We start from the raw sequence: 12,745 nt of genomic DNA on the forward strand, positions 1-12,745 counted from the left end.
ACCCATGATGCAATGAAAGCTGCGAGCTTTGAATATATTGAGGTGTTTTATAATCGAACACGGCAGCATTCGACATTAGGTTACCGCTCTCCCGTTCAATATCTGGAAGACTGGATGAAGAAACAAATTCAAGAGAATCTCGCTGCATGACATTCACCTGATGGTGAACTAATTATCGAGGGAAGGTTACCCTAATACCTATTTACTGAAAATATTTTTTTTCCCATTGCAATTGCAATTGCAATTATAATAAGTGATAGTAAAAATGTTTCTCAAATTGCAATTATTGCAACATTGTTTTTTCAATTTAGATTTTTTCGAATCGGGTACGCCGTTTTAATTGAGTTGAAGCCTGATGTCAAATGGGATACTTAATTAAAAGAATGACTAGGTTCGGAGAACTATCTTTGAATAGCCAAATAATGGGTGTCGTAAATAAATAACTGGCAAATAAAATGGTATGAGCGATAAGAAAATTGCAATTATAGGTAGTGTCGGTGTCCCTGCTAGTTATGGCGGCTTCGAAACTCTATGTGATAATTTGGTTCGGTTTCATGCATCGGAACATTTGGATGACTCATTAACGGTATTCTGTAGCTCCAAACATTATCTAGTTCAACGAAAATTTTATCTAAAAGCAAAGCTCAAATATATTCCATTGAGTGCAAATGGAGTATCTAGTATTCCATATGATATTTGGTCTTTAATAGTTTCGATCTGGTCGCGTTCAGATGTTATTTTGTTGCTAGGTGTTTCAGGTGCTCTCGCATTACCTTTGGTTAGATTGCTCTCATCGGCGAGAATCGTTACAAATATTGATGGTATTGAGTGGCGCAGAGAGAAGTGGAAAGGGCTTGCAAAGCATTATTTACGTTTTTCTGAGAAGTTGGCGGTACTTTTTTCTCATGATGTTGTAGCAGATAATAGTGTCATTGGGGACTATGTAAAGCGAACATATGATGTTGATAGTCATGTCATTGCCTACGGCGGTGATCATGCAATGTCCGTCGAAAGAGATTCTATTGCCAATTTTAATTTACCAAGTAGTTATGCATTTTCTGTTTGCCGCATCGAGCCAGAAAATAATATTCACATCATCTTAGATGCGTTCTCCAGAACCCCATCCAAGTCAATTGTGATTATAGGTAATTGGGATAGCAGTGAGTATGGATTGAATCTTAAAATTAAATATCGTGATTTCACGAATTTAATTTTGTTGAATCCTGTGTATGAATTATCAAAACTGAAAACGTTTAGACAGAATGCCTCGTATATTATTCATGGTCACTCTGCTGGTGGAACGAATCCTACCTTGGTTGAGGCTATGCATTTTGGAAAGATTATTTTAGCTTTTGATTGTGATTTCAACAGAAGCACAACAGAAAATAAAGCACTTTATTTTAAAGATAGCAATGATTTGCTAGCGTTAATACATGCTTGTGATTTGCAAAAGTTCGAAAATATTGAAGCATTTATGAAAGAAATAGCAGAGCGCCGATATACTTGGCATATTGTTGCACAGCAGTATTTTTCATTAATGTCTTCTTAACTTCACAACTTACTCTCCCGATCCATCTTCTCAATCACATCCTTCCACAAACGCACCGTGGTGGCGCCGCCTTTTCTGGTGGTGCCGTTGGGTAGCCACAGGTCGTCGTCGTTAAAGCTGTAGACTGGCACGAGGTCGGTGCGGGCGGAGCCGCGTTTGATTTCGGGGATGAGGTTGTCGAGGATCCAGGGGTCGGCGTCGGGGGTGGGGTAGTAGGCAAGGACCATGTGGGTTTCGCCGATGTTGATGGCGCGGACGTAGGTGATGCGCAGGCGTTCGACCGGGACGCCGAGTTCTTTTAAAGTCATATATTTAGCGATGGCGTAGTCTTCGCAATCGCCGCCTAATGAGGCGACCAATTCAACAGGGGTTGCCCAGTAGTCTTCCACGCCCCAATGTTCCATATCTGAGAAGTACGGCACCTGATTGTAGAAATCATTGGTTTTGCGTAAGAAGGGTGACTCTAGCTGGATATCTTTGGACTTTAACAAGGTGGCCGTAAAGTTGGGACCGGCGGCGGTTTTCATTTGGCGCACGGTCACTTGCATGACTTGCAGATGGCCGACGGCGGCGTTACCAAAGCGCTTGGTTGCCCACGCATATAATCCGCTCGTAAAGTCGACTAACCCAGACATCGCCGGCGAGATCAGCAGGCAGCTGAGTACCAAGGGTACGACGACATAGCGGATTTTTTTTGAAACGGCCATTGGTGGAACTTTGCTTGGGCTAGGGTAAATAAAACGGATTCTCGGTGTCGTTGGTGGCAACTGCTGATGTGTGTTGGACATGGGTGCTGCCAATCAGGTCGCTACGTGTTCACACTACGCATCATACATGGATGAAACGCTGTTGACGAAGAGCATTTATTCGCTTTCTTTGTATGTTGATTTACATTTAACGTTTGTCTTAGCGAGTGTAGAATAAATTTGCAAAAAAATCATTGCTTATGCCTTGAAAAGGATCAATTCCGTATTTCTCCACACAGGGAACAGCGATCAAATTTATAATTCTGACTACTTAATTTTTTTATATTTCATCAGCGATGTCCCAACATACTCCCCCGGTAGTCAAGCATCAGGCGTTTGAGGCCTTAAAAATTCCGAGTTTTCCGATCTTTGTGGCGACGTTTGTGCTGACGATGATGGCGGATAACGTTGAGCATGTCATTAGCTACTGGGTTGCCTTTCAGAAGTTTCAGTCGCCAACTTTGGGTGGCTTTGCGGTGATTTCGCATTGGTTGCCGTTTTTATTGTTTTCTGTGGGCGTGGGGGCACTGAATGATCGCTTTGATTCGCGGCGTTTGATTCAAATCGGTGGCGGTTTGTTTGCGTTGGTGTCGTTGGGGTGGGGCTATTTCTTTGTTACTGATACGTTGACGATTCCGTGGGCGATGGCGTTACTGGTGTTGCACGGATTTGCGGGGGTGTTCTGGATGACGTCCAGTCAGGTTCTGCTGTATGACATCGTGGGTGTTGAGAAGCTGGCGAGCGCGGTGCGTTTAAATGCGACGGCGCGGTATTTTGGGGTGCTAGTGGGGCCTGGCGTGGGCAGTTTGATTATGTCGACGCTGGGACCAGCAAAAGGGATCTTTTTGAATGCGGCGTTGTATTTGCCGTTGCTAATCTGGTTAATGAGAGCACCCACGCCGCATCGCAATAAGCGTTTAGAGCAGTCGGCAGCGCGTCGTGTGAATGGCTTGATGGATATCTGGCAGACGATTCTGACGGTGAAAAAAATTCCGACCTTGGGCGTGATGATTTTGTTGTCGGGGGCGGCATCCTTTTTTGTGGGGAATAGTTATCAGGCACAGATGCCGGGCTTTGCGACGGATCTGGGGGGGATTTCTCCGGGGTTGGCGTATTCGATGTTGTTAGCGGCGGATGCGGCTGGGGCCTTGTTTGCGGGGATTACGTTGGAAGCGGGGTTCAGATTCACACGCGTGACACCGACCGCGGCGATGGGCTTTGCAATGGCGTGGGCGGTGGCGTTGGGGAGCTTTGCAACGACGCGTAATTATCACCTAGCGTTGGTGTGTTTGTTTGCTGCGGGCTTTTGTGAGTTGTCGTTTAGCAGTATGAATCAGACGATTGTGCAAATGAAAGCGCCGGATGCGATTCGTGGGAAGGTGCTGGGCTTGTTTGGGATGTCGTCAGCAGGCTTGCGATTATTTAGTGGAATTTTTGTGGGACTGATTGGTAGCAGGATGGGGATTCATTGGTCGATGCTGGGGGCGACGGTGGTGTTTTTTACTGTGGTACTGGGCTTGATGGTGTTGAATCGTGCGGGGCGGGTGCAACCAGCTAATCCTTAGTGTGTCTCAGCTCCCCCACCTAGGCGGGGGAGGGAGCGATATCGCCTCTTTTGCGGTGATGTCGATCACGCATTATTAGCATGAGATCGAGGTGCGTCTAGTGACGAACCTTACGCGCAAACCTGATGCATCCAACCATGTGTATCGACAGCAGTACCATGTTGAAGCGCCAGCAGTGCTTCGCGCAATGCCATTGTCACTGGACCGTTTTGACCGTTGTTGATCTGGATTTCAAAGTTCTTCGCCTTTGCATGACCGACCGGGGTAATAACCGCTGCGGTGCCACAAGCAAACACCTCAGTCATGTTGCTGGAGGCGATGTCATCGCGCCATTGTTGGACCGTGAGTTTGCGTTCTTCCACTTCATAACCAAGGTCTGACGCGATTTGCAGCAAGCTGCGGCGGGTGATGCCGGATAACAAGGTGCCGGTCAGTTCTGGTGTCACCACCCGTTTTTTGTCGCCATCTTGGTACACAAAAAACAGATTCATCCCACCCATTTCTTCAATGTTCTCGCGATTAACCGCATCTAGCCAAACGACCTGATCGCAGCCTTTTTCGAGGGCTTGAGATTGTGCAACAAGGCTCGCTGCATAATTACCTGCACATTTTGCTTCGCCTGTGCCGCCAGGTGCAGCGCGCACGTAGTCTTCGCTGATCCAGACCGTGACTGGTTTGACACCTTGTGGGAAGTAGGCACCAGCAGGGGAGGCAAATAACACGAACAGATATTCGTTGGCAGGACGTACGCCCAAGAATGGATCCGTTGCAAACATCAGCGGACGTAAGTACAGACTTTCGCCGACTTTTTTAGGTACCCACTCTTTATCAATCGTAATGAGCGCATCAGCTGCTTCCATAAATAAAGCTTCAGGAATCGCTGGCATCGCCAGACGGGCCGCGCTCAGATTAAAACGCGCGCTATTGGATGCTGGGCGGAAAGTCTTAATGCTGCCATCAGGTTGGGAAAATGCCTTAAATCCTTCAAAAATCGCCTGACCATAGTGCAGCGCCGACGCCGCAGGATCAAGGCTCAAAGGACCGTATGCTTTTAATTCACCACGTTGCCACGCGCCATCGCGGTAAGGAATCACCACCATATGATCTGTAAAAATACGACCAAAACTAGGGTTAGCAATACGCTCAGCACGTTGCGCTTCGCTGACAGGATGATCGGAAGGCGTGATTAATAAGGTGGGTGTTGATGAAATCATAATTATTTGCAAGTCAAAATGAGGAAAACGAACAAAACGAAGGGCGAATTGATGAATTTCCTGGGGTTAGCGGGGAATATGGTGGTTACTCTCTAAGTTACTAAGGAACTCCTCCTATGTCAAACAGTCCGTACTTGCGCAAAACCGCCCTGGCTGCGTTTCAGCTCCTTGCCGCACTATTCGTGGATCATTCTAACCACAGTGTGACAGTTCACCCTTGTCGTCATTATCAGATTAAAATTTGTGCCCTTCACTGCAAGCCATGAGCGAAACAGATAATACTCGGGCAGTGCTATACGTATTTAATATACGAATCTTTAAATTCGATATTGGTTTGCGCTTTTTGAATTCAGTACGATTCCCTCTGTTACGTTGAAGTACGTTGAACTACGTTGAAGTTAATCGCGTAACTGCGTTGAAATAGATTTTTTCTTATTTCCGCCGGCATGTAAAACTAAAAATATTGGGGACAGAATGAAACAAAAAAAATTGAGTTGGCTCATTGGGGGATTGTTTACACTTCCGGTGTTAAGTGCGATGGCACAGCAAGCGCCAGCGGCAAAGGAAGAAGTCGTTCAGCAAGTGACGATGGTTGGTGTGCGCGATTCGATGAACAGTGCGACTGCGATCAAAGAAGCGTCTAACAATATCATGGAGGTGGTTTCTTCCGAAGATATTGGCAAGTTACCAGATACCACGATCGCTGAATCCTTAGCGCGCCTGCCAGGCTTGCAGTCTGGTGTCGATCGCGGTAACGCCAGTCAGATTGTGGCACGCGGACTGGGTCCACGCTTTATTGCGGCAACGCTTGATGGCCGTGAACTTGCCTCACCAGAACCCAATCGTGCAGTACGTTTTGAGCAATTTCCTTCTGAGTCTCTTACTGGCGCGGCCGTGTATAAAACACAGTCTGCTGAGCTCATTGAAGGCGGTATCGCGACAACGATTGATCTGCACACCGTTTCACCACTCAATTTTAAAGAGCGCCAATTCACGCTCAAAGCGGATGGTTTGTACGCACCGTTAGCGAATGGCATTGATGGCGCAAAAAGCACCGGTCCACGCTTAGGGACTTTGTATGTCGATCAGTTTAATAATCACACCTTGGGTGTGGCATTTGCGGCGAGCTATCAAAAACAACCTTCATTAGAAGTGATGAAAGAAAGCTGGGGTTTTAATACTGGCGGTAGCGCTGGCCCAGTCAATGGTAGTAATGGACAACCGGTACAGACACCGTGGGGTTTTCAGGACTCGGTCAAACGTGGTACCGATACCCGTAGCAGCGCACTGGCAAAAGTAGAATGGAAACCGTCACCAGACGCGATCATTACCGCTGATGCGTATTACGAAAAACAAGCGATTTTAGAGCCAGAAATTTCCCATTATTACCAAGGGGCGATCGGTAACTGGAACGGCGGTAACAGCGCTAACTATAGTAATCCGACGATTGTCAATGGTGTGGTTACTGGCGCGACGGTGTCTGGTGTTACCGTAGACAATAACGACAATTTGTGGACGCAAGATTCACATACCTTTGCAACGGGATTGAATGGCAAATTCAAATCTGGCCAATGGAAGTTTGAAGGCGATTTGTCTACATCGTCTGCAAGCCGTGATAGCTCATGGGAGAGTCTGCAGCAGCAACTGTCGACCAATCCAACGTTTAGCTGGAGTAACGGTGTTCAGAATTATTCACTCAATGGTGCGGTCACGGGCAATCCTGCCTTGTATAACGCACCATGGAATATGAGTATCAACACCATCGGTCATGTGAAGGATGACATGACATCGCTTCATTTGAATGCGATTCGTTCAATCGATAACCTGGGCGATGTCAAGCAAATCAAATTCGGTGTGCGGGCAACGGATCGTGAAAAGAGCTATAACCAACTCACTTACTCTGTGAACCCATTGCAGGCAATACCAAACTCTGCGTATAGCACCGTGCATGTGAATGGTTTGCCAGACTTTATTGCGTTGAATGACTTTAAAGGGGCAGCGACAGCTGCTTTTGGATCGAACGTATTTAATACAGCAGGCCGTACGCCAACCTTGGACGATCAGGAAGCCGGCTGGAATGTCAAAGAACGTAGTGAGTCGTTCTATACGCAAGCCGACCTTGATGGCATGATGTTTGGTAAAGACTACCGCGGTAATCTGGGTCTGCGTTTTGTGCGCACGACACATACCAGCGCGGGTGTTCAGTCAATCAACGGCGCGCCAGCAACCCCGGTTTCTGTGGATGGTTCGGATACTGAAGTATTGCCGAGTATGAATCTGATCTTTACGTTAGATGCACAACAAGAGCACCAGCTCCGGTTTAGTCTGGCGCGTGCCATGTCACGTGCGCCGTTGGATGAGTTACGCGCATCGCAAGCGTTGTGGTTCCCATCGCCAGGATCACAACAGCCGGTGACGGGTAGTGCGGGTAATCCAGGCTTGAAACCGATGCTGGCAGATCAGATCGATCTGGCTTATCAATGGTATTTTGGTAAAGGCTCATTGCTGTCGGCAGGCATTTTCTTTAAGAAAATGGATTCGTATATCAAGATTGTTGAAAACCAAGGCACGATCAACGGTCAGAGCGCTTTAATCTCGCAATCGGTGAATGGTAAAGGTGGTGAGGTCCGTGGTCTGGAACTGGTCTATCAACAAGCATTTACGAGCTTGCCAGCACCGTTTAATGGCCTGGGTATCTTCAGTAATTATGCTTACACCACCAGTAACATCACCGAATCCAATGGCGGGGCAACGTTCCCTGTTGATGGGTTGATGAAAACCAATGCAGGCCTGACCTTGTGGTACGAGCATGACGGCTTTGAAGCCCGTCTGGGAGCGACTTATCATAGCGCCTTCACTCGTGATCCTTCTTGGACCGCTGGTCAGTTCATTATCAATGGTGCAGAAACAAACTTGAGTTTTAATCTGTCCAAACAGATTAGCAAAAACCTCCAGGTGCATTTTGGGGCGGATAATCTGACGAATCAAAAACTGGTGTATACCGATCCAAACAATCAATACATCCAGCAAATTCGTGAATTTGGTCGTCGTTATAATGTCGGTGTGAGCTATAGAATGTAAAAAGTGACATCATTTTAAGCGCCATAAAGAAAAACTCACCAATGCAAATTGGTGAGTTTTTTGCTTTGCAACGTGGGTATCTACATGTTCTTTTTTAGGGAGGCGCTATCATTCCAGCTCAGCGCTCAGCGCTCAGTGGGCTGCTGATAGAGATTTGCCGCCACATCACGCAATGTAGACAGCATGGCTTGAGCACCAGGCGATAATTTGTGATGTTTGCGCGTAACGATGCCGTACCAGTCCATGCGTAATCCAAGATCATACGGCAGCACTGTGAGCAGTCCAATATCGATATAAGGACGCACTAATTCTTCTGGAAGGGCGGAGATCATATTGCTGCCGATGAGTAAATTCGTAATCATCGGCAAGGCCGTTGTCTCTACGGTTTCAATCGGTTGATCCAGACCATGGGATAAAAATAACGCAGTTAAACGGTCACGCAAGATACTACCGGCGGGCGGCATGATCCAACCTTCATTGACCAATTGTTCTAGCGTTAAATCCGGTTCGTTCACCAGCGGGTGAGCGGCACGTGCAATCAGGCTATGCGGCTCATCTGTTAGCGGCTCAAAATTAAGTTCATTAGCGGAATCAGAATCAAGAATGCGGCCAATAACCATATCCAGTTCACCCGCACGCAGACGAGCAATGAGCACTTTGCTAGAATCGACGGTGATTGAGACATGGACTCGCGAATACCGTGATTTTAATAACTGAACAGTCTGCGGCAGCAGATTAATCGATGGCGTCATGACTGTGCCGACGGCGACACGACCACTAAGACCAGAGAGTAATTCCATGATCTCCTGATGTGCTGCATCCATTTCAGACAGGGCAGCACCTGCGCGTCGGATCAGGACTTCGCCATAGCTGGTTGGAACGACGCCACGTGGCAGACGGTCAAATAGCGGAACGCCGAGCGCATGCTCAAGTTCACCTAATAATTTGGACGCAGCGGGTTGCGTCAGATTGGCTGCTTGTGCTGCATGAAGGATGGAGCCATGGCGACCAAGTTCTACCAGTAACACAAGGTGACGGGTTTTGAGGTGAGAGCGAACAAAACGATCGGCGCGGGGATCAGACATGCAGTAGCATCAATAGAATGTTTAGTGAGTACTATTCATGATAAAGCTGCGAGCGACCACCGTCAATTAAGATGTCTGTCGCGTTGATAAAGCGCGCTTCATCGCTTGCCAGAAATAAGGCGGTATAAGCGACTTCTTCCGGTGTGCCGATGCGTTTGCATGGCAATATCGCCGCCTGACGTGCCGTTTCTGCTGCAGGATCGGGGCAGCTATTGAGCCAGTTTTTGACATTGTCCGTCATGATTAAACCAGGCGAGATCGAATTGACGCGAATACCACGCGCTGCGTACTCAATCCCCAAGGACTTCGTTAAGCCAATTAACGCATGTTTCGCTACCGGGTACGGAAAACATCCAGGAATAATTTTATGACCATGGACGGAGGCGATATTGACGATACTACCTGCGCCTTTGCCCAACATGGAAGGTAAAACAGAACGCGCCGTATTCCATGCACCTTCCAGATCAACGGCAAAACAGCGCTGCCATTGTGCTGGGGTCATTTCAAGCGGTTCAGAAAATACATCCATACCCGCATTATTGATCAACACATCGACCGGACCGAAGCGCGCAATCGTCTGGTCAACGAGTTGTTGCATGGAGGCGGGATCAGAGACATCGGCTTCGATAAACAGAGAACGGTCTTTATCCATCGTTGCGATCATTTCAGCCGCTGCGTCATCAAATCGGTGGCTGTTAAAGACGACGTACGCGCCTTCTGCTGCAAACAGGGTGGCAATGGCACGGCCGATGCCACGTGTGGATCCGGTGACGATCGCCACTTTATTGAGTAATCTGTTAGTCATTGTCGTCTTTATGCTCGTTGTGTTTTCTGTTGATGTTTCTATTGTTGTGTTTCTAGTGTTGCGTAGTATTGCGTTGTGTTGTGTTGTGCTGTGCCGTACAGAATCTTATGAACGATTGCCACGCGTTTTCAGTTGATCCAATAACACCGCCACGAGCAAAATCAAGCCACGCATCAGATACTGATAAAACGCATCGATATCCATTAAGTTCATGACGTTTTCAACGGTACCCATGATCAGCACACCGATCAACACACCAAAAATTTTTGCCTTGCCACCTTGCAGCGAGACACCTCCCAACACGCAGGCCGAGATCACATCCAATTCAAATCCTTGCGCAGAATTAGGTTGTCCGCTAGTGATGCGGGAGGCCAGAATCAGGCCCGCCATGGCCGTTACCAGACCTTGCAACAAGAAGATCCAGACACGCAGACGTTCTACTTTGACGCCCGCCAGACGTGCTGCTTCTGGATTGCCGCCGATGGCCAAGGTGTTACGGCCAAAGACCGTATGATTAAGGAGAACGCTAAAGACAATGAAGCACGCGCCAGTGACCAACACTGGCAAAGGTAAGCCAAACAAACGACCATCACCAAAGCTGATAAAGCCCTCATCGGCAATCCCGACCGCCTGACCGTGCGAAACGATAAATGCCAGACCACGCACCATCAGCATCGTTGCCAAGGTTGCGATTAATGCATTTACACGCAGATAGGCGATCAACACGCCGTTACCCGCACCAATCAAGGCACCGGCCAATAAACCGCCACCGACTGCCAGAAAAATGCTGTGGGTGTGTTCCAAAATAATCGCGCCTAACACCCCAGAAAAGGCAATGGTCGAACCAATCGACAAATCAAAATCACGCGAGGCCAGGCACAGCATCATCGTGCAAGCCACCATGCCGATTTGCGCCACGGAGAGCATTAGGCCAATGATGTTGGTTCCTGAGAAAAAATTCTCGACGGTGAGCGATAAGACGATAAACAACACGATGTAGCCCAGGGTCATGCTGTGCTCAACGAGCCAATGACGGTATTGATTGAGCTGGTTCTGCGTTTGTTGTTGAGCCTGGTTTGGCGATGGCTGATTCATGGCAGCGTCCGGTTTCGCGTTAAAAGAATTGGCGGTAGTCATAATGGTTAATTTCTGTAGGTAGTAGTCGGCAAAAAAGTGGGGCGTCTATCAGAGAGTCAGCCGTTATGCGGCTTTATCCAGTGCGAGACTTAAAATTGCCGTTTCGTTCGCATTGGCACGGTCTAACTGTCCGCTGATTTTTCCATCTCGCATGACGACAACGCGATCAGAAATACCCAGCACTTCAGGCAACTCCGATGAGACAACGATGACGCAGCAACCGCGTTCAGCGACTTCATAAATAATGCGGTAAATTTCATTTTTAGCACCGACGTCGATGCCACGTGTGGGTTCATCGAGTATCAATACTTTCATGCCTGGTTCTGCTAGCCAGCGTGCCAGGATCACTTTTTGCTGGTTCCCGCCAGAGAGAAGACGAATTTCCTGATCACGGTTCGGTGTTTTAATTCGCAGCCGTTGAATAAATGCATCAGCTAAAGCGGCTTCTTTTTTGTGTCGTAAAAACAGCCCACCCAATAAGTCATGTCGACGGCAACTGATGTTGATGTTTTCTGAAATCGAGGCTTGCGCGAGGATTCCTTGTTCTTTTCGATCCTCTGGGCACAAGACGATACCCGCATCAATGGCGGCAGAGGGACCTGAACCGGCAACGGCGACACCGTCAAGTTCGACCTTTCCGGAGAGTCGCTGATCGGCGCCATAGAGTAAGCGCATCAGTTCAGTTCGGCCTGCCCCCACTAATCCAAAGAAGCCAACGATTTCACCGCGCTTGACACTGAAATTGTTTGCTTCAGGCGAGTCTTTGCCGCTGAGGGCGACAATCTTGAGGCGATCTTCGCCGACCTCACGCGGGCGATAGTCGTAGATATCCGTCACATCGCGGCCGACCATGTCGCGGATTAAGGTATCGCGTTGAACTTGCGCCATCACGGGATGGGTAACGATCTTTTTCCCATCTCTGAAAATCGTGCAGGTATCGCATAATGCATACAACTCTTCCAGGCGATGCGAAATATAAATCAAGGTTTTGCCATTAGCGCGTAGTTCACGAACTAAGCGGAAGAGCACTTCACTTTCAAGATGCGACAGGCTGCTTGTCGGTTCATCAAACGCAATAATTTGCGCATTTTGCATGACCGCTTTACAGATTTCTACCATCTGCCGCTGTGCAATCGATAAGTCAATGAGACGCGCGTCAGGATCGAGATCGACGCCCATTTCCGTCAAACGCTCTGCAACAATACGGCGCGCTTCTTTTTTATTGACGATGCCTAAGCGTGTCGGAAGACGTCCCATCAGGATATTCTCAGTGACGGTCAGCTCCGGAACATATTGCAATTCTTGATGAATCACGGCAATCCCCGCCGCAATCGCGTCTGCCGCAGAACCGAACTGGCACACTTTACCACCGACCACCAAACGGCCACCATCAGGGCGATACTGCCCCCCCAGAATTTTTAAGAGTGTTGATTTGCCCGCACCGTTTTCACCCAGCAATCCATGGACTGTGCCTGCATGTGCTTCAAAGCTGACGCCACTTAAGGCTCTGACGCCAGCAAAATTCTTTGATACCTGATCAAATTGCAAGTAAGCCAACGTCAT

The 12,745-nt window shown here is 48.1% G+C and carries 10 protein-coding genes; 4 read left to right on the plus strand and 6 right to left on the minus strand.

All coding sequences use genetic code 11. The features are described from left to right. Together ACO0KV_RS12895 and ACO0KV_RS12900 are read left to right on the plus strand one after the other, a co-directional pair. On the plus strand, positions 1-150 hold a 150-nt coding region (locus ACO0KV_RS12895; RefSeq protein WP_423042988.1), incomplete at its 5' end, for an IS3 family transposase. A 310-nt stretch (positions 151-460) separates the two neighbouring features. Then, entirely contained in the window at positions 461-1,549 is a 1,089-nt protein-coding gene (locus ACO0KV_RS12900; protein WP_423042939.1) for a DUF1972 domain-containing protein, read from the plus strand. A 2-nt stretch (positions 1,550-1,551) separates the two neighbouring features. Here the strand turns inward: ACO0KV_RS12900 and ACO0KV_RS12905 are convergent, their stop codons facing one another. Continuing rightward, on the minus strand, positions 1,552-2,337 hold the full coding sequence (locus ACO0KV_RS12905; protein ID WP_423042940.1) for a transglutaminase-like cysteine peptidase: 786 nt from the start codon (positions 2,335-2,337) through the stop codon (positions 1,552-1,554). A gap of 254 nt (positions 2,338-2,591) precedes the next feature. On the opposite strand from ACO0KV_RS12905, the gene ACO0KV_RS12910 reads away from it, so the two are divergent. Further along, positions 2,592-3,860, plus strand: coding sequence for an MFS transporter (locus tag ACO0KV_RS12910; protein WP_423042941.1), 1,269 nt, complete (start codon positions 2,592-2,594; stop codon positions 3,858-3,860). 110 nt (positions 3,861-3,970) lie between these two features. Here the strand turns inward: ACO0KV_RS12910 and ACO0KV_RS12915 are convergent, their stop codons facing one another. Continuing rightward, positions 3,971-5,074 carry a branched-chain amino acid aminotransferase gene (locus tag ACO0KV_RS12915; protein WP_423042942.1) on the minus strand — a complete coding sequence of 368 codons (1,104 nt, stop codon included), beginning with the start codon at positions 5,072-5,074 and terminating at the stop codon, positions 3,971-3,973. A gap of 474 nt (positions 5,075-5,548) precedes the next feature. Between ACO0KV_RS12915 and ACO0KV_RS12920 the strand changes: the two genes are divergently transcribed. Continuing rightward, positions 5,549-8,155, plus strand: a complete 2,607-nt coding sequence (locus ACO0KV_RS12920; RefSeq protein ID WP_423042943.1) for a TonB-dependent receptor — start codon at positions 5,549-5,551, stop codon at positions 8,153-8,155. Between the two features lie 125 nt (positions 8,156-8,280). Here the strand turns inward: ACO0KV_RS12920 and ACO0KV_RS12925 are convergent, their stop codons facing one another. The 4 genes from ACO0KV_RS12925 to araG all read right to left on the minus strand — a co-directional run bounded on the left by ACO0KV_RS12925 (position 8,281) and on the right by araG (position 12,745). Next, complete coding sequence (locus tag ACO0KV_RS12925) at positions 8,281-9,240, minus strand: LysR substrate-binding domain-containing protein (protein ID WP_423042944.1); 960 nt, start codon at positions 9,238-9,240, stop codon at positions 8,281-8,283. Between the two features lie 31 nt (positions 9,241-9,271). Beyond that, entirely contained in the window at positions 9,272-10,045 is a 774-nt protein-coding gene (locus tag ACO0KV_RS12930) for an SDR family oxidoreductase (protein WP_423042945.1), read from the minus strand. 105 nt (positions 10,046-10,150) lie between these two features. Beyond that, positions 10,151-11,140: an L-arabinose ABC transporter permease AraH gene (gene araH, locus ACO0KV_RS12935; protein WP_423042989.1), complete on the minus strand. Its 990-nt coding sequence runs from the start codon at positions 11,138-11,140 to the stop codon at positions 10,151-10,153. Between the two features lie 105 nt (positions 11,141-11,245). Beyond that, entirely contained in the window at positions 11,246-12,745 is a 1,500-nt protein-coding gene (gene araG / locus ACO0KV_RS12940; RefSeq protein WP_423042946.1) for an L-arabinose ABC transporter ATP-binding protein AraG, read from the minus strand.

Source organism: Undibacterium sp. RuRC25W (assembly GCF_049339825.1).
Lineage (GTDB): Bacteria > Pseudomonadota > Gammaproteobacteria > Burkholderiales > Burkholderiaceae_D > Undibacterium.